Source organism: Anaerocolumna sedimenticola (assembly GCF_009931695.1).
Classification (GTDB): Bacteria; Bacillota; Clostridia; order Lachnospirales; family Lachnospiraceae; genus Anaerocolumna; species Anaerocolumna sedimenticola.
This window is the reverse complement of sequence record NZ_CP048000.1, coordinates 3,952,284-3,972,750: the sequence shown is the minus strand read 5'-3', so window position 1 is coordinate 3,972,750 and position 20,467 is coordinate 3,952,284. Positions and strand designations below refer to the sequence as shown.

At 34.6% G+C, this 20,467-nt stretch carries 20 protein-coding genes; 14 read left to right on the top strand and 6 right to left on the bottom strand.

What is annotated here, in order from left to right:
- Positions 1-46 precede the first annotated feature (46 nt).
- Positions 47-1,096 (bottom strand): D-alanine--D-serine ligase VanG, encoded by a 1,050-nt coding sequence (gene vanG / locus Ana3638_RS17645; protein WP_161839210.1) that lies wholly within the window; start codon positions 1,094-1,096, stop codon positions 47-49.
- A 306-nt stretch (positions 1,097-1,402) separates the two neighbouring features.
- Here vanG and Ana3638_RS17640 point away from each other — a divergent pair, with 306 nt between their 5' ends.
- The 3 genes from Ana3638_RS17640 (at position 1,403) to Ana3638_RS17630 (ending at position 4,033) form a co-directional block, all read left to right on the top strand.
- Entirely contained in the window at positions 1,403-2,038 is a 636-nt protein-coding gene (locus Ana3638_RS17640) for an ABC transporter ATP-binding protein (protein ID WP_161839209.1), read from the top strand.
- A complete protein-coding gene (locus Ana3638_RS17635; protein ID WP_161839208.1) occupies positions 2,035-2,808 on the top strand; it encodes an ABC transporter permease in 774 nt (257 codons plus the stop codon). Before Ana3638_RS17640 ends, Ana3638_RS17635 begins: the two co-directional genes overlap by 4 nt.
- Before the next feature lie 190 nt (positions 2,809-2,998).
- Entirely contained in the window at positions 2,999-4,033 is a 1,035-nt protein-coding gene (locus Ana3638_RS17630; protein WP_161839207.1) for an asparaginase, read from the top strand.
- Between the two features lie 144 nt (positions 4,034-4,177).
- Here Ana3638_RS17630 and Ana3638_RS17625 read toward each other — a convergent pair whose 3' ends face one another.
- Both Ana3638_RS17625 and Ana3638_RS17620 read right to left on the bottom strand, forming a co-directional pair.
- Entirely contained in the window at positions 4,178-4,651 is a 474-nt protein-coding gene (locus Ana3638_RS17625) for a helix-turn-helix domain-containing protein (protein ID WP_161839206.1), read from the bottom strand.
- 125 nt (positions 4,652-4,776) lie between these two features.
- Positions 4,777-6,471, bottom strand: coding sequence for a hypothetical protein (locus Ana3638_RS17620; protein ID WP_161839205.1), 1,695 nt, complete (start codon positions 6,469-6,471; stop codon positions 4,777-4,779).
- A gap of 448 nt (positions 6,472-6,919) precedes the next feature.
- Here Ana3638_RS17620 and Ana3638_RS17615 point away from each other — a divergent pair, with 448 nt between their 5' ends.
- The 6 genes from Ana3638_RS17615 to Ana3638_RS17590 all read left to right on the top strand — a co-directional run bounded on the left by Ana3638_RS17615 (position 6,920) and on the right by Ana3638_RS17590 (position 12,888).
- Positions 6,920-7,867 carry an ABC transporter permease gene (locus tag Ana3638_RS17615; RefSeq protein WP_161839204.1) on the top strand — a complete coding sequence of 316 codons (948 nt, stop codon included), beginning with the start codon at positions 6,920-6,922 and terminating at the stop codon, positions 7,865-7,867.
- A gap of 14 nt (positions 7,868-7,881) precedes the next feature.
- Positions 7,882-8,775, top strand: coding sequence for a carbohydrate ABC transporter permease (locus tag Ana3638_RS17610; RefSeq protein ID WP_246240340.1), 894 nt, complete (start codon positions 7,882-7,884; stop codon positions 8,773-8,775).
- Positions 8,776-8,829: 54 nt separating this feature from the next.
- Positions 8,830-9,873, top strand: a complete 1,044-nt coding sequence (locus Ana3638_RS17605) for an extracellular solute-binding protein (RefSeq protein ID WP_161839203.1) — start codon at positions 8,830-8,832, stop codon at positions 9,871-9,873.
- Entirely contained in the window at positions 9,861-10,496 is a 636-nt protein-coding gene (locus Ana3638_RS17600; protein WP_161839202.1) for a type 2 periplasmic-binding domain-containing protein, read from the top strand. Before Ana3638_RS17605 ends, Ana3638_RS17600 begins: the two co-directional genes overlap by 13 nt.
- 141 nt (positions 10,497-10,637) lie before the next feature.
- The gene (locus Ana3638_RS17595) at positions 10,638-11,795 is read left to right on the top strand and encodes a Gfo/Idh/MocA family protein (protein WP_161839201.1); all 1,158 of its coding nucleotides are present in this window, start codon (positions 10,638-10,640) and stop codon (positions 11,793-11,795) included.
- Entirely contained in the window at positions 11,785-12,888 is a 1,104-nt protein-coding gene (locus tag Ana3638_RS17590) for a Gfo/Idh/MocA family protein (RefSeq protein WP_330587632.1), read from the top strand. Before Ana3638_RS17595 ends, Ana3638_RS17590 begins: the two co-directional genes overlap by 11 nt.
- A gap of 173 nt (positions 12,889-13,061) precedes the next feature.
- Here the strand turns inward: Ana3638_RS17590 and Ana3638_RS17585 are convergent, their stop codons facing one another.
- Positions 13,062-13,607, bottom strand: a complete 546-nt coding sequence (locus tag Ana3638_RS17585; RefSeq protein ID WP_161839200.1) for a cupin domain-containing protein — start codon at positions 13,605-13,607, stop codon at positions 13,062-13,064.
- Positions 13,608-13,804: 197 nt separating this feature from the next.
- Here Ana3638_RS17585 and Ana3638_RS17580 point away from each other — a divergent pair, with 197 nt between their 5' ends.
- The 5 genes from Ana3638_RS17580 (at position 13,805) to Ana3638_RS17560 (ending at position 18,812) form a co-directional block, all read left to right on the top strand.
- Entirely contained in the window at positions 13,805-14,863 is a 1,059-nt protein-coding gene (locus tag Ana3638_RS17580; protein WP_246240337.1) for a D-alanyl-D-alanine carboxypeptidase family protein, read from the top strand.
- A gap of 59 nt (positions 14,864-14,922) precedes the next feature.
- Complete coding sequence (locus tag Ana3638_RS26860) at positions 14,923-15,072, top strand: hypothetical protein (RefSeq protein WP_334297119.1); 150 nt, start codon at positions 14,923-14,925, stop codon at positions 15,070-15,072.
- A 457-nt stretch (positions 15,073-15,529) separates the two neighbouring features.
- Positions 15,530-16,174 (top strand): corrinoid protein, encoded by a 645-nt coding sequence (locus tag Ana3638_RS17570; protein ID WP_161839199.1) that lies wholly within the window; start codon positions 15,530-15,532, stop codon positions 16,172-16,174.
- A 14-nt stretch (positions 16,175-16,188) separates the two neighbouring features.
- Positions 16,189-17,565: a methyltransferase MtaB domain-containing protein gene (locus Ana3638_RS17565; protein ID WP_161839198.1), complete on the top strand. Its 1,377-nt coding sequence runs from the start codon at positions 16,189-16,191 to the stop codon at positions 17,563-17,565.
- Positions 17,566-17,879: 314 nt separating this feature from the next.
- A complete protein-coding gene (locus tag Ana3638_RS17560) occupies positions 17,880-18,812 on the top strand; it encodes a CobW family GTP-binding protein (protein ID WP_161839197.1) in 933 nt (310 codons plus the stop codon).
- Between the two features lie 46 nt (positions 18,813-18,858).
- On the opposite strand, the gene Ana3638_RS17555 is transcribed toward Ana3638_RS17560, so the two are convergent.
- Complete coding sequence (locus Ana3638_RS17555; RefSeq protein WP_161839196.1) at positions 18,859-19,494, bottom strand: AraC family transcriptional regulator; 636 nt, start codon at positions 19,492-19,494, stop codon at positions 18,859-18,861.
- A gap of 86 nt (positions 19,495-19,580) precedes the next feature.
- A complete protein-coding gene (locus Ana3638_RS17550) occupies positions 19,581-20,090 on the bottom strand; it encodes a PocR ligand-binding domain-containing protein (RefSeq protein ID WP_161839195.1) in 510 nt (169 codons plus the stop codon).
- Between the last annotated feature and the right edge of the window lie 377 nt (positions 20,091-20,467).

Sequence of the window (20,467 nt, the reverse complement as noted above, 5' to 3'; positions counted from 1 at the left end):
TCCCTTCTATTCTTATATTTTCTTTCAACATACCCCCCTTATATAGTCAGTTTTTAAGTGCTAATAATATCAGTTTGTCCAAAATATTCTCAAAACTGAGACCTATACCCTTTAACATATTGGGGTACCGGCTATGGGATGTTAAACCGGGAATCGTATTAACTTCATTAAAAACAATGGTTCCCTCCGGTGTCAAGAACATATCAACTCTGGCAAACCCACTGCATCCCAATTCTCTGTAAATTCTAAGTGCTGTTTCTTTAATATGATTAGCTGTTTCCCCGGAAATTCTTGCCGGCATATGGATACTGGAGGTTTTTAATGTATACTTTTCCGTATAATCAAAGAAACCGTGGGACAATTCTATTTCATCCACTTCTCCTATAATCAATTCTTCTGAGCCTAATACGGCACAACCTACTTCAAATCCATTAATATTCTCTTCAATAACAACTTTTGTATCATGTAAAAATGCTGTATTTACTGCCTCCAGCAAATCTTCCTCATATTCAATTTTGGTTATTCCGAAAGAAGAACCGGATTTAACGGGTTTTATAAATAAAGGATAATTTAAATGTTCAGTCAGCTTTTGCAGCTGGAATTTTGGTAATCCTTTCCGAATAACAACGGAAGCAGGTGTTTTAATTCCTGCCAAAGAAACAATTTTATGAGCGTAATCTTTATCCATACAAATCGCTGAACTTAAGGTATCACAACCGACCAATGGGATACCGGCAAGTTCAATAAGCCCCTGGACAGTACCGTCTTCACCGTTTTTACCGTGAAGTACCGGAAAGGCTGCGTCTAATTTTGTAAGAACAATTCCATCTTCTTTAAATTCTATTAAACCATGGTCTGATCTGTTTGGTGATAATAGGGCGGGAGTACAGGATACGTCCATAAACCAGGTATTGTCTAATAATTTTGAAGTGTCTCCCTGATAGCGATACCAATTACCCTCCCTTGTAATTCCTATCATAATCACTTCGTACAAATCAAGATTCATATGGGTAATAACTGCATAAGCTGATTGAAGGGATACATCATATTCAGTGGAACATCCTCCAAATAAAACTGCTATTTTTTTCTTTACCATTTTAACCTCTTTTCTGGAAAACTAAATTTAAATGATAGTTTCCTTTTTGTAACAGATTGATATTCCTTTTTCTTTGGAATATTATTTTCATAACTTATTATCCTAAGTTCAGAGTTGATTATACCAAATAAAACGGGAGTGTTTTTTAAGTTACTCTTATAAAGTATTAAGAAATACTTATGAAAGGCTTATTTTATTCTTTGCAATTATTAATATATGTAAATTATTTCAAATATTGGTATGTTGCTTTGACACAATGCTAGTTAAATGCTATTATTAATAAAAGCGTTATCATCGGAGGCTAAAATGGACAAAATAATAATAGAAACAAAGTCTTTGAGTTTTCAGAATATGATTTATTATCAGGATATTCAAATCAATGAAAATAAGGTTAATTTCATTGTAGGCAAAAGCGGTACCGGTAAATCCACCTTGCTTCGGTTATTTAACGGGACATTGTCACCAAGCGGCGGGGCTGTATATTATCGGGGTAAGGATATATTAACAGTTGATACTATAAATTTACGCAAAGAGATCTTGTTAATAAGCCAGTCATTATACCTCTTTGATGAAAGTATTAAAGAAAATTTTAATAAATTCTATGAATATAGGGGAAAAACTGTTCCCTCAGAGCAAAAGATGAAAGAATTTTTAGATATCTGCTGCATCGATTTTCCGTTGGATAAAGACTGCCTTACCATGTCAGGTGGTGAAAGACAAAGAGTATATACAGCTATTTTTTTATCCTTTTTACCGAAAGTAATTATGTTAGACGAACCTACTTCCGCATTGGATAAACAAAACAGTTTTAATGTGATACATAATGTGCTTATATTTTGTAAAGAAAACGGGATAACTGCTATTATTGTCAGTCACGATAAGGAGCTGACCGATTCTTTTGCAGATACTATAATTACGATTGAAAAGAGGGAAAAGGTATGAATGGAATCGTACAATTAAATATACTGCAATTTAGCCTTGTTTATTTATTGTTATTGATTGTTTTGTTTATCATGAAAAAATCAAAAATAAACCAAACAAAATTACTTCTACTGGCAAGTTTTCGTATGACGGTACAGCTTGTTTTGGCCGGATTAATTTTAACCTATATTTTCGGGAATCCTCATCCTGCTTTTGTTGTGATATATATCATAATTATGGTTGGGTATTCCATTCGCAGGGTGTTATCCAAAAATAAGGATATTAATATAAATTTTAAAATAGCGGTTGCTTTATCTATGGGTTTATCCGGTGTTATCGTCCTTGCTTTTTTTGTACTGGCAGTAGTAGGGGAAGATATCTTTAATCCGCAATATACCATACCTCTTGCAGGTATGATAATCGGTAACGCTATGACGGGAATGACATTAGGGCTAAAGACATTTACGGAAAATATAAAAAAACAGAGAAATAAAATTGATGCGCTATTAAACTTAGGTGTTACTCCTAAAAAAATTTTATTGCCTTATGTCAATAATTCTTTAGAAACCGCACTTTTACCGACCTTAAACAATATGCTGGGTATGGGAATCGTTTCCTTGCCCGGAATGATGACCGGCCAGATTTTATCCGGTACATTACCGACAACAGCCATTATGTACCAGATAGCCATTATGATAGCCATTTGTACCGCAGTATGTTTAACGGTATTCTGTTCCTTAAATTTTGGCTTTAAAACATTATACAACAAGCGGAATCAAATTATTTTTTAAAGGACTATAAGGCTTTAAGTGTTAAAGGTTAATTTCGTGGTCCAAAATGAATACGAGTGTACATATTAGCAGGGAAAAACTCCTATATATTATGTTTGGAATTAACATTGCAAATTTATATTTCAGGGCATATAATGGGGAAAACAAGTAATATCAATAAATTACTTAAGTTAAAAATGGAGGAATCATTTTGAAGAGAATATTGGTTCTTACAACAGGCGGGACAATCGTCAGTTTACAGACTATGGATGGTTTAAAACCTGATAATGAAAATATTATTCATATTTTGTATGAAAAAATCTATAGTCTGGCAGGCGATTATGATGTAACAATTGAACCTATTTTTAATAAAGACAGCAGTAATATTATACCGAGTGACTGGTATATCGTTGAAGACTCCATCAGAAAACATATTAATCAATATGATGGAATCGTAATATTACACGGTACGGATACGATGTCTTACAGTGCCGCAATGTTATCTTATCTGTTCCTTGGGATAAATAAATCCATCGTACTTACCGGTTCCCAGTTACCTATTGTATATGATAACAGCGATGGCGTAAATAATTTAATCGATGCAATTATTACGGCTGGAGATGGAAGATTGTCCGGTGTTTTTGTTGTTTTCCATGATAAAATCATTAACGGAACAAGGGCTTACAAACGTAGTTCCATTAATATTGATGCCTATATCAGCTGTAATTATCCTTATGTGGGTGTAATCAAGGACAGAACACTGTTTATAACTTCTGATTACAAAAAAATTAAAGAAAATGAATCCGGAACGGATATTATACCCGCCCGCAAGAGAAAAGAGACAATTATACCGAAAATATATCTGCTTAAAATGATACCTGGTATAGATGAGAGCATAATCGATTATATTCAGAATGAAAACTACCAGGGGCTGATCATTGAGGGGTACGGTCTTGGCGGTATGCCGGTAGCCAATACGGAATTGATGAATAAACTGGAAACATTGATTAAAAGAAAAATACCTATTATAATGGCTACCCAATGTGTTTATGACGGAGTAAATTTGGACACTTATGAAGTCGGTATTAAAGCAAATAAAATCGGGATGATTTCCGCATATGATATGACTACGGAAGCGGTTTATACCAAACTAATCTGGATATTAAGTTTAACAGATTCTTATGAAGAAATCATTAAAATATTACAGACAAATTTCTGCGGAGAATTAAACACTAAAATTCAATAATAACCGGTTTTAAATAACGGTTCGTTTATAAACGCTAAGAGAGAATGCCTATTTAAGACATAGAATCAGAGTCTTGAAATAGGCATTCTCTCTTAGCATTTTTCTTTAAGTATGAAAACTCTTTTTAAAATGATTCATAATAAATTATCGTATTGAATTTAACTTTCGATAATTATAAGGTGTTACATTTTCATATTTTTTAAAAAAACGTTGAAAACTCTGTACATTATTATAGCCAATTTTCTGAGCAATTTTAGTAAATGATTCATTGGTATTACGCAAATATTCTTTTCCTTTTTCAATCCTGATATAATTAAGGTAGTCTGACATACTACGTCCGCATTGGGTCTTGAAAATTTTACTTAAATACTGGTAACTGATATTTAAGGAATCTGCTACATCTGAAATACTGAAATCTTTCATATAATTTTCTTCTATAAAATTCTTTGCATCGGTACAATATTGACCTTCTGTCTGAGAATGGGATATATAATATTTAATAGTTCCGCTGCATATATCGATTAAAAATTCCTCCATTTCAATTAAAGTATCCAGCTGCCTGATTCCTGCAGATACATGTATCTTTAATATATCTTCCAAATACATATTTTTATTCACAATTGCCAGTATCTGTGTCCAGATATCAATAGCATAGGAAACATTCGGTGTGGTACGTATTTTTTGAGAAACATCTTTTATAATGTGATTACATCCGTCCTGGTTATAAAGGAGAATATTACGTATTAATCCTGCCTCAGCGTTAACAAGAAAATCATAATTAAACTTATAATTTTTATAATATTTGTAACTGGTATTATAGCTTCATTTTGACCGAAAAATACGGCATGTTTCATTGCATTAACACATTCATGATAGGAGGGCAGTAATTCATCAGCTGTTCTTATATAATTTGATTCAATGCAGAAAACCTGCTGTTCTAAAAGTTCTTCCATAACGGTATACAGAATTTGCTTTAATTGCTGCAGGGCATTCGTATTCTTAATACTTATAAACGCCAGAAAAGTATCCTGCTGAAAATGGATGAAAAACCCATTGGGAGCATTCTTAATATAGGTATTCATTACATCTTTAATTTTATTATGCAGCAATGACATTTCATGAACAGACTTAGTTAATAAAAATTCCTTTGGTAAACGGAATAATATTAATTGATTATAATAGGATTTATCAATATTAATATATGGAACCTTATTTCCGTCTACTAAATCCTCATAACTTAAGGAACCTTCAAAATACATTTTTAAATTATGATTTCGTACTATAGTTTCGTAAGAGGAAAGTATAAAGTTCATAGAGGAATTATTAGCGTTAAGGCTTTGAAAAGTTTCCTTTAATACAGCTATTTCATCTTTTATGTTCTTTTTGGAAGCTACCGACTCCGTAAAAGTATTTTGGATATTTTTATATAAATCATCAATTGGGTGATACAGTTTTTTTGATACTATCTTTGCTAAAAAAACTAAAAAAATAAGTAAACAAATGCAGATTAATATGACATAATCAGCAAAGTAATTGGTCGCGGTATTCATTGTAGCAATAGGATAAGATATTACACAATACAACTGTCCGTCATAAAAATCAGAAGCAAAATATACGCTATCTTGATTTGAAAACGCTAAATTTTTTTGTTTTTTTAGATCTACCGGAAATACGGTATTTATTTGATTCGAATTCTGGGCATAGATTATTTGGTTTGTGTCGTCTATTATGTAAAACAAACATCCATCCTGATTTAATGAATAAAGATTCACCAAATCATTATAAAGGTCTGCAATACTTATGTTCGCTACAAACATTTTTGTAGTATTTGCCTGACAAACCAAACTTAACACTTGCTGGGGTTTATATAATAAAAATGAGGAAGGTTTTAATTGTTTATAATAAGACAGATTCATATTAATTCTTGGTTTTAACCGCTGGACTCTTGAAACATTCGAAATTTCTTTTATCCAATCCGTATCATGAAAGTTATCCCAGGTACTGGAACCATAATCTGTATTATATATGGTATCAAAATCTTTATCATAAAAATAAATAGAGTATAACGAAGAATATTTTGAAGTAATACTTAACAGATTGTTGGCAATATGCTGATACTCTGAAACTGAGGTTTTTACTTCGTCATTTATTAATTTACGATAGTTTCGGAATGCAGTATCCGTCTTTAAATAAGACAAATCGGTTTCTATATTATTAGTAGTCTGCCAGATATAGGAGGTAATTTCACTTATTTGTTTTTCATGTGTCTTATAAAAATCGTTTTTCGCATTATGATATAGAGATACATATAGGATAATTCCGGATATTAAAACAGGCAGAATTAAAGAAAGAATAAAAGATAATAAGATTGAGGTATAAAATTTTCTGTAACCGCTAAGAAGTTTATCATATTTAAATATATCTCTTATTTTTTTCATACAAATACCATTATGTCACAATGTATTATCATATTTTGCCTAAAAAAGTGACAAGCCCTTTTCATGAAATATTTATTTACAGACAATTAAATTATAGAAAATTCAGGAATATATGTCAATGTGAATAGCCCTATCAGAAAATAGTTAATTATATCAATTTCGCTCTTTTTAATACCGGAATAGAAATTGATATTAAATGCGATAGATTAAGACTTGTTCCCTATAGAATTATGATGCTATGATTTTTATGTAAAATTTCTACATAATTAGAAAGGAGGCATTATCTGTGAATTATATAACTGGGAGAGGAGTGCAGAAAAAAGTACAGAATACTTGCTATGTAAAGAGAGAAAGAAAATCTAAGTAAAGGATGCCACAAAAGAATTCTTTCGCTGCTTATTGTGTGGCTATATCACTGATACACCAGTGATATGCAAAGGTATAAAATATGAATATATCAAAAAATAAAATATCAGACAAAAGAAATAAGAAAATCAAAATCCTGTATTATCTGAAAAGGGATCGATGGTTATATCTGATGATGATACCGGTTATTGCATACTATTATGTTTTTAAATATATACCAATGTATGGTGTTGTAATAGCATTTAAAGATTTTAACATGTTTAAAGGAATTACCGATAGCGCCTGGGTAGGTCTTAAAGTTTTTCAAAAAGTATTTGCTGAACCTTTATTTTGGTCTTCTGTTAAGAACACCCTGGTTTTAAATATTTTAACATTATTGGTTAATTTTCCATTAACAATAATACTGTCTCTTATGATTAATGAAGTAGTAAGCCTTAAGTTTAAAAAATTATCCCAATCATTATTATATCTGCCGCATTTTATTTCATGGGTGGTTGTTGCCGGAATGGTTACGAATTTATTTTCTGCTACCGGAGGAACCATTAATAATGTATTAAATTCAATCGGAATCCCTACAATTCCTTTTTTAAGCAGTGACCAGTGGTGGATTTTTACTTATGTAATTGCAAATGTCTGGAAAGAGATTGGGTGGGGTACTATCGTATATTTAGCTGCATTGACCGGACTGGATGAAACATTATATGAAGCTGCTTACATAGATGGTGCAAGTAAGATGCAAAGGCTTTGGTATATTACCCTGCCATCGATTAAACCCGTAATTGTCATGATGTTAATTCTCTCTTTAAGCCGTATGATGACAATAGGGCTGGACGCTCCTTTATTGCTGGGTAATCAAAAGGTAACCGCCGTATCGGAAGTAATCAGTACTTATGTATACAAGATAGGATTAACAAAAGCACAGTACAGTATGGCAACCGCCGTTGGATTATTCCAATCGGTTATTAATATTATCCTTTTATTAACAGCGGATCGGTTCTCGAAAGCGATGGGTGAAGAAGGATTATTATAGGAGGGAAATATTACTTGGAAACGGAAAATAAAAAATTATATAAGAAGCGTCCGATAACCGGGATGATGGTACTTAATTATTTGATTATAGCAGTATTTGTAATTATATGTGTATATCCATTTTTAAACGTTTTGGCTTATTCTTTAAGCGGTAACCGTCCTATCCTGTCAGGAGAAATCACATTTTTCCCCAAGGAACTGCAATTTAAATCTTATATAGAAATATTAGGGAAAAATGCAATTTGGACCTCTATGGGAATCACCATATTTGTTACTGCAATCGGAACAATATTGGGACTTCTCTTAACCATTGGAGCCTCTTATGCATTGTCTAAAAAAAGATTAAAGGGCAGAGGTATATTAACTGCATTTATTATGTTTACCATGTATTTCAGCGGTGGTATCATCCCTACATTTCTTGTTGTTAAGAATTTAAATTTAGTAGATTCCGTATGGGCGTTAATCTTACCCTCCGCTATGAATGTTTTTAATTTTATTGTAATGAAAACTTTCTTTATGCAGCTCCCGGAAAGTCTGGAAGAAGCTGCAGTTTTAGACGGTTGCAATGACTTATCCTGTTTATTGAAAATTGTTCTTCCCTTATCATTGCCTATTATAGCGACGATAGGCCTGTTTTATGCAGTCGCATACTGGAACGAGTACTTTTCTGCATTAATGTATATTCAAAGTCCTGAGAAATTTACCTTGCAGCTGCGGTTAAGACAGTTATTATTTACGGAGGAATTAAATCAATTAAATAACAATACGGAAGGTCTTGGCAATCAGGTTATGGCGGAATCACTAAAAATGACTAGTATTGTTGTAGCTACTCTGCCCATTGTGGCAATCTATCCATGGCTGCAGAAATATTTTGTGAAAGGTGTTATGTTAGGAGCAGTGAAAGGCTGATACGGAATAGGTATTTTAGTCTAATAAATGAAAAAGAAAGAGAGAGGTGGATTTATGAAAAAATGTATTAAAAAGGTATTAACATTACTATTAACAGCAGTCCTTGTACTATTAACAGCCTGCGCAAACAAAGGCGAATCCAATACTTTAAAGGAAGTTCAGGGTACGGCGGAAGAAACGAGTAAAACATCAGAAAATACAAAAGAAATTAATACTGCCGGTCAATCGAATGATAGTACTGAGAAAACCCAATACAATTGTACCATAACGGCTATGGTTTTTGATCGAAGTAATGCACCGGACGGAGAAGGAACAGTAACAGATAACCGTTGGACAAAATGGATTAATGAGCAGATGGCGGAATACGGTATTGAAGTGAAATATATAGCAGTTGCCAGGAGTGAAGAGTTAAATAAGGTTAACACCATGATGGCCTCAGGAACTGCTGCAGATATTATGCTTTGTTATACCGGATCTACGGTGCAGGGTTTTTATAATGACGGTGGTACTTACAATTTAGCGGAGTATATCAACGGATCCGATAAATATGCAATGTTGAAAGAATATCTTGGTGAAAATGTTATTAAGGTAGGAACTAATCAAAATGGGGAGATATGGAGTATACCTGCCAGACGCGCGACTTCTGCAAGAACTAATATTAATATCCGCAAAGACTGGCTGGATACCTTGAATATGGAAATTCCTACTACCATTGATGAACTTCATACGGTTTTAAAAGCATTTAAAGAAAAAGATCCGGGTGGTGTTGGCAGTAAAAACGTAATAGCAGCTTCCATGTTTACAGATGGTGCCGCGGGACCGGTTGCACATGCATTTTTAAAAAGCTGTTCGGATCCCAAACAATATGCAATTAATTATATTGAGCGAAGCTGGATTTATTCGGATGAAGGATTCGCTGATTATATGAGATTTTTAAATAAACTTTATAATGAGGGCTTAATGGACAGCGAATATTATGCGCATGTAGACTTTTCTCAAACCCAGAAAGAGTATTTTGTAAACGGTACCTTAGGGGTGTGGGAATATGACGTGAATGGAAATGTAGATACCTTAAGGGAGGGTTATTGCAGAACCTAAAACAAAATATTCCGGAGTCAGAATTTATATCTATAAAACCCTTTAAAAATGTCAATGACGGTGTAATCTATAATACTTCCTATCCTATTAATGGTGCTTATGTATTTATACCAAAAACAGCAAAAAATCCTGAAGCTTGTTTGGAATACCTTAATTTCTTAGCCGGAAACGGCGGGTTTACTATTTTCCATGGTTTCGAGGGAGAACATTTTGAATATGATAATGGAATACCTGTCGTAAAGGATGCTGAGTATAATGCTAAAACAAAAGATTGGACCAGACATGATTTATTTTTAGTCGGAAATCAAGGTTATTATAAAACAGAAGACGAATTCATGAATGCAACTGCAAAGGAATTACCCGGATGGGAGAAGTATGTATTGGAAAACTATAATAACGCAATTGCAGGCACACGTCTTTTTGAGCCGACTTTCTCAGCACCAACTATGGTTGAACAAAGTGCCAATATTCAAATTACCAATGATACATACTCTGTTAAAGCGATTACTTGTCCTCCGGCGGAATTTGATGCTGTCGTAGCAGAATGGAAATCCGAACTGCAAAAATACGGTCTGGACGATATTATAGCAGAACGCACAGAATATTATAACAGTATCGATTAAAATATTAATAATTAGTCCTAATAATCTAAAAATATTAGAAATATAACTACTATATGTAAATTTATGGTATACTTAAGCCAAGGGTATAATCTTAAACATAAGAATAGTTATGAAATAAAATTTTAATGGAATGGAGTTATTATGTTAAATGTAGCAATTATAGGAACCGGTAATATATCAGGTTCGCATATAGAGGGTTATTTAACCTTCCCCGAAGAGTGCAGATTAGTTGCTTTTATAGATATTTATCCGGAAAAAGCGGCGGCTAAAGCTAAAGAATGGAATGTTGATGTTGAAATATTGGATTCCCACAAAAAATTATTAGGAAGAAAAGATATCGATCTTATTAGTATATGTACGCCGCCTTATACCCATGCGGAAATTGCGTGTGACTTCCTCTTAGATGGAAAAAATGTAATTGTAGAAAAACCAATGGCTGCTTCCCTTGAAGAATGCGATAAGATTATTGAAGCACAGAAAATTGGTAAAGGAATCCTTTCCGTAATCGCACAAAACCGTTTCCGCAATCCGATTAATCATGTAAAAAAGATTCTGGACAGTGGTTTAATTGGGCGGGTTTTGCATGCACAAATTGATTCTTTGTGGTGGAGAGGACATTGCTATTATGATTTATGGTGGAGGGGCTCCTGGGAAAAAGAAGGCGGAGGCTGTACCTTAAATCATGCCGTGCACCATATTGACATGTTAAACTGGATGATGGGGCTGCCGGATAAGGTAACTTCGATTCTAAGTAATACCGCACATGACAATGCGGAGGTAGAAGATATATCAATTGCCATATTACAATATCCGAAAGGGAGCCTGGCACAAATCACCAGCTCGGTAATTCATCATGGAGAAGAACAGCAGATTATATTTCAGGGTGAAAAAGCCAGAATATCGGTTCCCTGGAAAGTAGCTGCCTCTCTGTCCAGAAGTAACGGTTTTCCGAAAGAAAATATAGAATTAGAAAATGAATTAAATGAAACATACAAAAACCTTCCGGTGCTTCCCTATGAAAAACATACCGGACAGATACATAATGTGATTCAATCAATTCTCAATCAAACAGACCCATTCATTGGCGGTATTGACGGAAGAAGGACAATTGAACTGATTACTGCCATATACAAAGCAGGATGTACGGAGCAGACAGTTTCTCTTCCTATTGCAAATGAGGACGAATTTTATACGGTAAAGGGAATTTTAAAAAATGCAAAATACTTTTATAATAAATCTACAGCTGTAGAAAATTTTGAAAATGAAGTAATTACAACAGGAAGTAATTATGAGAATTGACATAGTGGAGGATAACCGTATGCAAAAGAGCGATGGAATGAATTATGCACCAAAAGGTATGCCACAGCCCGTAGTAGGATCCGGTGAATTTGTTATTGCGGTAATTGCATTAGATCATGGGCATATATATGGTATGTGTAATGGTTTAGTGGAAGCTGGTGCTGTGATAAAATATGTTTATGATCCGGATATAAAAAAGATGGAGGATTTCTGTAAAGCTTTTCAGGGGACGAAAATGGCCAAGGGAGAAGATGAAATTCTGTCTGATACGGAGGTAAAATTAATTGCAGGTGCCGCTATAACTTCAGAACGATGTGCACTGGGGCTAAGGGTGTTAAAAGCAGGAAAAGATTATTTTACAGATAAAGCACCATTAACTACGTTAGAACAACTGGAATTAGCTAAGGCTGCCGTAATAGAAACCGGTAAAAAATATATGGTTTATTATAGTGAACGAATCCATGTTGAAAGTGCAGTTTATGCCGGTGAATTAGTAAAAAGTGGTGCAATTGGCAAGGTAATTCAGGTTATGGGAATGGGACCACATCGGCTGGGAGCGGCAGGCAGACCCGAATGGTTTTTTAAGAAAGATAAATATGGCGGTATACTTTGCGATATAGGCAGCCACCAGATTGAACAATTTTTATTTTATGCCGATGTTAAAGATGCAACCGTAGTTCGAAGCCAGATAGCCAATTACAATCATCCGGCTTACCCTGAATTGGACGATTTTGGTGATGCAGTTTTAGTTGGGGATAATGGTGCGACGCAGTATTTCAGAGTAGATTGGTTCACTCCCGACGGTTTAAGTACCTGGGGAGACGGCAGGACATTTCTACTTGGTACGGATGGATATATGGAAATCCGCAAGTATGTAGATGTGGCACGTGAAAAGACTTCAAACCATGTGTATTTAGTTAATGGAGACGGAGAACAGCATTTTGACGTAAATGGTAAAGTAGGTTATCCGTTTTTCGGGCAATTGATTTTAGATTGTCTAAACCGGACAGAGAATGCCATGACCCAGGAACACGCTTTTAAAGCAGCAGAACTTTGTGTAAAAGCCCAGATGCAGGCAGTTAAAATTCACTAGTAAAATAAAACCAGGTAATTGCGAAACGATATAGTTTTCTGAATATACCATACAGTTAATACAATTTACTCGTTTCGCAATTACCTAAGTAAAATTGGAACTTTATAAGATTATTTTGAGCAGATGGAGATCTACTTTTAGTGCCGTCTGCTCTTTGACTAGAAAAGAAATAATCAATTAATTATATCTGGTATTCGCTTTATAGCAGGATTCGTAAAAATATCATATTCATCGTAGCAATGAGTACTGAATTCACTCACTACCGCACCCTCGCTTCCTGCCTGGAACCAATGTTTCGTACCTGGATAAAGGGTATATTGTTCTCCAGCCTGTAAAGTGATTTCATGAAAAACCGTATAGAATTTTTCGGAATTTTTCGGTATTATCGCTTTTGGATTTGAAACAGGGTCCCCTTCAACATATAAGTATACAGTACCCATTCTGACACGGAAGGTTTCTTCTTTACCTGGATAATGGTCACCGATGGGAGGATGAATATGTTCCGGACAAGTCTGGTAAGGAAAGAGGACCATTTCTTTTGCACAGCAGTTATCCGTATTAATATAAACAACACTTTCAAGTCCGGTCTGATACAAATCCCCTAATCCAAAATCTGCAACTTCTACTTCATTTTTTTCTTTTTCCGTTAAAACAATATGAGCTTTTTCAAAATATTCCAAAGCTTTATCTTTAGCTAAAGTATATAAATCCTTTTCCATAATTTTTTCCTCCCTGTTTTCATAATTAAAACATAAATAAACAATCTAAAAAACTTAACATAGAAAGATATCTTATTCTAATGATAATGCCGGTAAAAAAGAATGTCAAACAGTTTAGAAAACAAGTTAATTTATACGCATATTATTACAGAATTTCAATAAACTTTAACTAAGTATATTTGTAGGAAGTTAATAAAGTGAAGATAAAAATTTTTGGTATTATAATATCCTTAATCATTCTGTATTTTATGGGAATAACATATTTTGAAGGTATTACAGACAAACTCCAGGCAGAAAATATAAATAGTCCGAATACGGATAAATCATCGGAAGCCGATACAGACAGCGAATTAGAAAAACTGGAAAAAAAAATAATGGAATCCGCAGATTCAGCCAATAATGAAAGTATTAAATTATACGCCCAATCGGCGGCCTTAATGGATGCTGATACCGGGCGTGTTTTATATGAAAAAAACGGATATAAGGAAATGCCAATGGCTAGTACAACTAAAATAATGACTTGTATTGTAGCCTTGGAAAATGCTAAATTAGATGATATCGTTACCGTATCAAAATATGCTTCCACCATGCCGGATGTACAGTTAAATATCAGGGAGGGTGAGCAGTTTAAATTAAGTGACCTTCTTTATTCCTTAATGCTTGAGTCCCATAATGACGTAGCAGTCGCAATTGCAGAACATGTAGGCGGTTCAGTTGAAGGGTTCGCTAAGATGATGAATAAAAAGGCGAAAGAATTAGGTTGTGAGCATACTCGTTTTGTTACACCCAACGGATTGGATGCGGAAGGACACTATACTACAGCTGTAGAGCTCGCTAAAATCGCCAGTTATGCTGTAAAAAATGATGAGTTTATTAAAATCACCAATACATCTGCCTGGGAATTTCAAGAGTTAAAAAAAGGCAGGACTTTTTCAGTCAGTAACAAAGATCGATTTCTCTACATATATGATGGAGCAATTGGTGTAAAAACCGGTTTTACCGGTAAGGCCGGTTATTGTTTTGTAGGGGCAGTAAAAAAGGATAACAAAACTTTTATATCTACGGTTTTAGCCTGTGGTTGGCCGCCTCATAAAAGTTATAAGTGGTCTGATACAACGAAATTAATGGATTTTGGTATGGATAATTTTGAGTTAAAACAAATATTTAAGGCAGATAAAGTATTTAACCCAGTTTATGTAGAAGATGGCAAGAAGAATTATGTTGATCTTTATTATGAGGGGACATTACTTTATTAATAAGCGAAAATGAAAAAGTAAATATTATTTATAAAATTCCGTCTGCTATTAAAGCACCCGTGAAAGCGGGTTCCCCCGTAGGTTTTGCAAAATATTATGTGGGGAAAGAGTTTGTAAAAGAGATACCTATTTTAACAAAAGAGGATGTGGATAAGATAGATTTTAATTTTTGTATTAAAAAATTATGGAATACTTTATTAATGCACTAATACATACTCGTATAATAAGAATTAAGGATTTGTTCCGGATTTCATATATCTGTAGCAAATCCTTTTTTATTCTGCGAAAGCAAAGTGAGAATTAACAAGCTTGCCGGCACTAATTCCAACGCGCATTCGAACCGAAGAAACGCAGAGCGTGTTTCTTCCGGTTTAAACGGATAGTTCTCCGAACTTCCCGATTAAATATAAAACCCTCTGGGCGGCGGGATGCATCTGCCAAACCTAAGGAAGATTGCGTGTTTTATCTAAAAATAATAACATTATTTATTCATATTTTTAGATTTATGTTAATCTACTGATAAAATACTTAATTTGTGTTTGAAGTTTAAGGATAAGTCCCAAAAATTTTATAAAAATTATAAAGAGAATGAAATACTTATCCGTCGGAAAAAGATATACTTATACCATCAACTTTAAATAACAACAATACTTTGGGAGGTATTTTATGGATTTTGAAGAATTATCATTGGCAGTACAAAAAGGAAAAGCAAAGCAGGTAAAAGAGCTTGTAAATCAGGGAATAGAAGAAGGTATATCCATTGAAAAGATTTTAAATGAAGGTCTTATCAGTGCCATGGGAATTGTAGGTGATAATTTTAAGAATAATAAAATTTATGTTCCGGAAATGTTAGTTGCTGCAAGAGCTATGTCAGCTGGGTTAGCAATTCTTGAACCATTACTTACCGCTACCGGCGTAAAACCAATTGGTAAAATAGTTATCGGTACTGTAAAAGGAGATTTACATGACATCGGTAAAAACTTAGTTGCCATGATGATGAAAGGTATGGGAGCAACAATATATGATTTAGGTATTGACGTTCCTGATATCGCATTTGTGGAAAAAGCAGAAGAAGTGGGTGCCGATATCGTTTGTATTTCCGCTTTATTAACAACAACCATGCCGGCGATCGGAGATGTTATCCGTGAATTTGAAAAAGCAGGTGTAAGGGATAAATATAGAATTATGGTAGGCGGAGCTCCGGTTAATCAGGCTTTTGCTGATTCCGTAGGTGCAGATGCATACACTGCCAATGCAAGTGATGCGGCAGAAAACGCAAAAGCCTTTTTGTTATCTAAATCTAATAAGTAATTGGAGGACACTATATGAGCAGACAGTTTACAAAATTAGCATACACTTCCGTAGATGATTTTACTTACGGTTCCTGTCCCAATCCTGTAACAACCAAAAATGGTTTAGTGATTGGTGGAGGTCTGATTTATCCGGAAGTTAATTTTACCCTTCCTCCAATGAATATCAGACAGGAAACCATGCCTGAAGTATTGAGGATTTACAAGGATATTATTGATGGAGTATTAAAAAAGGCCCATGAATTACATGCGCCCGGACTTGTAGTAGAATTTGAAACCTTACCGGATATGACGGAACATCCGGAGTGGGGTATTGAAATACACAAATTACTTCGTGATACCATGTTTGAATATGAAGCAAAATATGGTTTAAAAAGTGCCATGAGAATGACTCCTAACGACCTTAGAGAAATGAGCCGCCCGCCTGTTATGAGAAGCGGACAGTATTGGGAAGCCATGGTTAAGACATTTGAGGGTACTGCAAGAGATGGTGCCGACATATTAGCCATTGAATCCACCGGCGGTAAAGAAGTAAATGACGAAGCAATCGTAAATGCAGATCTTAGAACCTCTATCTTTGCACTTGGCTGCCTGGCTTCAAGAGATATGAAATGGTTATGGACAAATATTTCTGACATTGCCAAAGCTCATAATGCCATATCCGGCGGAGATTCTGCCTGTGGTTTTGCCAATACTTCCATGGTACTTGCAGAACAGGGCTTTATTCCTAAGGTATATGCGACCGTAATGAGAACCATTACCACACCAAGAGCGCTTATTGCCATTGAAAACGGCGCGGTAGGACCTGGTAAAGACTGTGCTTACGAAAATGTTTATCTGAAAGCAATAACCGGTACTCCGATCGCTTTGGAGGGTAAGAGTGCAGCATGTGCTCACTTCAGCCCCATCGGTAATATAGCAGCTTCCGTAGCCGACCTTTGGAGTAATGAATCTGTTCAGCAGGTTAAATTATTAAGCGGTTTTGCACCGGTTGTATCTACGGAACAGTTAATCTATGACTGCCGCCTTATGAATACTGCCGCAAATAAAGGACAAGCTAAGTTAATGAGGGATTTCCTTGTGGAATCAGACTGCTACTTAGATCCCCAGGCTTATATTTTAAGACCGGAGATCGCTTTTGAAATCGGTAATGAAATCGTTAAGACCCAGGATCCGTTTATCCGTACATTAAATACAGCTAAATTAACACTAGAGATATTACAAAGAGCGGTAAAAAATAAAGAGCTTGTATTAGAAGAAAGAGAATTAAACTGGCTTGATATTTTAGAATCACAGATAGAAGAAATTCCGGAAGATGAAGAAGCATTCATCGCAGAAATGAAAAAAGAAGTAGATACTTCTAAATATAATCCGGCTGAGTACGGAATCTAAAATTTACATTTTTACCGTAAGGAAGAACTATAACATCTTAAGTTCCGTTGGAATTCATAAAATTTGACAGAAAAATTTTAATTAATTGTTATCTAAAATAACTGGGTAAATCACAAAATAACCTTTGGGATTCCCAGTTATTTTTCAAAGACTGGATAATAACTAATACCTGCAACGTAAAGCAGGTTAGGTTCTTGTTATATTCTTATACCAAGGTGAATTGGTTTGGTAATGGGCAATAGTGTGAAAATTAAACTTTCACTTTCTATTTGGGCAGTTTCGCAAGTAAACTTGCAAAATGCATGGGGTGTAAAATGAAAAAAACAAAAATAGATATAATATCCGGTTTTTTAGGAGCAGGAAAAACAACCTTTATTAAAAAATTAATGGAAGGTGTATTTCCGGATGAAACCATTGTGATTCTGGAAAATGAATTTGGAAGAATTAATATTGACCAGGAAAACTTAGGAAGGGAAGGTTTGACTGTAAAACCCATACAGGCAGGCTGTATTTGCTGCAGCAGTTCCATGGAATTGTCAAAAGGTATTTTCGATATAACAGAAGAATTTCACCCCGACCGAATCATTGTGGAACCTACAGGTATTGCAAAGTTATCAGAAATGAAAAAACTCCTGTTACAAAAAGAACTGGAGGAACTATGTGAAACAGACCATATTATTACGATTGTGGACGGGAAAAATTACTACTTAAGAACCATGATATCAAAAGACTTTTTTGAAGACCAGATACGGGCAAGCCAGGTAATATTTTTAAGTAAAACAGACGGAATGGATGAATTCAAAAAGCATACTATCATAACAGAGATATATAAAATCAACCCCTCCTGTCATATCATATCAGACCCATGGGACAGTATCCCTTTAGCAAGTTTTAAACAGCTTATGGAGTTAAAAAACGATGCTCCCGTGTCCAAACAGCAGCTTCGGCTTAGAATCAATCATGTCAATGATTTTGAAAGTTATGAAATTATAAGGGAAGATAGTATAAATATCAATGAAGTCCGGCTTTTTATCAATGACATAGAAAATAATATCTATGGTGAAGTACACAGGTTAAAAGGTATCTGTACGGATTCCGAACAAGGATTATATTCCGTGGAATACGTACCGGGTGAAACTAATATAAAGCAATTGCCGGACCAGACAGCAAGATCGGGACAGACAAAAATATGTCTGATTGGCAGGAGTCTTGAGGCAGAAAAACTGGATAAAGTTTTTAATAATTAAATTTTAAATCAGATACGATTTATGAGACTATTGCCGGCAAATAATATTATAAAGTTTGCCTATACTGCTTAGGAGTCATTCCGGTGGCCTTTTTAAAGACGTTAGAAAAATAACTTTGATTATCAAATCCTAATTCTACGGCTATGTTAATAAGAGAAAGGTTGGAGTTTTTCAGTAAAAGCTTGGCATTTTCAATTTTCAGATTTAACAGATAACTGGAAAAGTTGATTCCTGTCTCTTTTTTAAACAAAGTTGAAAAATAAGCAGGATTCAGCCCTACTTGATCGGCTGCCATTTCCAAAGTGATATTTTGATTGTAATGGTCATTGATAAAATCAATACTCTTTTTTATAACAGAAAGATTATTATTATTGGTATGGGAAAATGCCATATTCGTAAACTGTTCCAGGGTTTCCATTAACACATAGGAAAGATCGGTAAGATTCTTAACGTTGGTTAATTCCATCATAAAAGATTCCGTCATATGGTAAACGGAACTTTCATTAGAACCGGCCTCATAGGTTGCCCTGGATAATAAAGCAACTAATTCAATGGTCCTTACCTTTATAATCTCGATATTATTGCCCGAGGAGAAGTAAATCTGCCCCAGCATTTCATTTAAGGTTGCTTTGGCACCCTTTGAATTTCCGGACAATACGTCATGAATCAGACTTTTCTCCATGGCATATTGAGTGGCGGAATAAGGCTTGTCTTCTTTAGTTAACTGAATATATTCGCCAATTTTGGCTTGCTGGAAAGCTTTTTCACTTAATTTTTTGTACGTTCCGCTTCCCCCGTGATCAGGTTTGTTACAAGTAAAAATAATAATTTACTTAAATGCCTTGCCTGAAAAGGTTCAATTAACGGAATGGCAGTTAAAGCGGTATACATCTTCCTGCGATAGTCCAGGCTGATATTGTATTTCTGAATAATACCGTCAACAAGGGTAATATCCGGATAATCCAAAGAAATAGGGCCTGCCAGTACGCTTCCCTGATAAGAATTATCCTTTACGATCGGAACGGTAAAATGGATAAGGCCGCCCGGGCATAAATAAATATAAGATTCCCCCAGATTAAGGGATTGCATACAGGAATCCTGGTGCTTTTTGGAACATGGGCAATATTTACCGGTAGCTTCTTCAAAAAGGGAACAATACTGATAAGTCTGGCCGAATTGGGAAGTTTGATTTCCGTCTTTATCAAGAACTGTTAATGTAATATTTGTTGCATTAGCATAAGTCTGCAGATTTACATTTAAAATATCGACAAATTCCATAAAAGCTTCCTTTCTGAGAATTTATATAGTACAGGCATTTGCGAAACTATGTAGTTTTTCGAATATACCATACAATTGAAACAAATGTCATAGCTTCAGTTGCCCTCTGGGCAAGATGCAGCTCTTACATTTGTTTCAATTACATGGTATATAAATGTAATTTCCTAGATTCGCAATTTTCTATATTTAGTATCAATTATATATAAAAAACAAGGAATACTTATTAAGTATATAGCATAAGTAAATAAATTGCAACCTATTAAACATAAGGCTGTACATGGGGACGGATTTTTGTGACCGGAGTGAAGCGATAGTCACAGAAAATATCTTGCGGTACCACAAGCTTAACTCTACGTTTTTTCTGCTATAGAGTATTA

What these genes read in the sequence shown, in the direction of transcription:
- vanG (WP_161839210.1), bottom strand. Translation starts at nt 1,096, where the DNA reads ATGGTAAAGAAAAAAATAGCAGTTTTATTTGGAGGATGTTCCACTGAA.
- Ana3638_RS17640 (WP_161839209.1), top strand. Translation starts at nt 1,403, where the DNA reads ATGGACAAAATAATAATAGAAACAAAGTCTTTGAGTTTTCAGAATATG.
- Ana3638_RS17635 (WP_161839208.1), top strand. Translation starts at nt 2,035, where the DNA reads ATGAATGGAATCGTACAATTAAATATACTGCAATTTAGCCTTGTTTAT.
- Ana3638_RS17620 (WP_161839205.1), bottom strand. Translation starts at nt 6,471, where the DNA reads ATGAAAAAAATAAGAGATATATTTAAATATGATAAACTTCTTAGCGGT.
- Ana3638_RS17615 (WP_161839204.1), top strand. Translation starts at nt 6,920, where the DNA reads ATGAATATATCAAAAAATAAAATATCAGACAAAAGAAATAAGAAAATC.
- Ana3638_RS17605 (WP_161839203.1), top strand. Translation starts at nt 8,830, where the DNA reads ATGAAAAAATGTATTAAAAAGGTATTAACATTACTATTAACAGCAGTC.
- Ana3638_RS17595 (WP_161839201.1), top strand. Translation starts at nt 10,638, where the DNA reads ATGTTAAATGTAGCAATTATAGGAACCGGTAATATATCAGGTTCGCAT.
- Ana3638_RS17590 (WP_330587632.1), top strand. Translation starts at nt 11,785, where the DNA reads ATGAGAATTGACATAGTGGAGGATAACCGTATGCAAAAGAGCGATGGA.
- Ana3638_RS17585 (WP_161839200.1), bottom strand. Translation starts at nt 13,607, where the DNA reads ATGGAAAAGGATTTATATACTTTAGCTAAAGATAAAGCTTTGGAATAT.
- Ana3638_RS17570 (WP_161839199.1), top strand. Translation starts at nt 15,530, where the DNA reads ATGGATTTTGAAGAATTATCATTGGCAGTACAAAAAGGAAAAGCAAAG.
- Ana3638_RS17565 (WP_161839198.1), top strand. Translation starts at nt 16,189, where the DNA reads ATGAGCAGACAGTTTACAAAATTAGCATACACTTCCGTAGATGATTTT.
- Ana3638_RS17560 (WP_161839197.1), top strand. Translation starts at nt 17,880, where the DNA reads ATGAAAAAAACAAAAATAGATATAATATCCGGTTTTTTAGGAGCAGGA.
- Ana3638_RS17555 (WP_161839196.1), bottom strand. Translation starts at nt 19,494, where the DNA reads ATGGAGAAAAGTCTGATTCATGACGTATTGTCCGGAAATTCAAAGGGT.
- Ana3638_RS17550 (WP_161839195.1), bottom strand. Translation starts at nt 20,090, where the DNA reads ATGGAATTTGTCGATATTTTAAATGTAAATCTGCAGACTTATGCTAAT.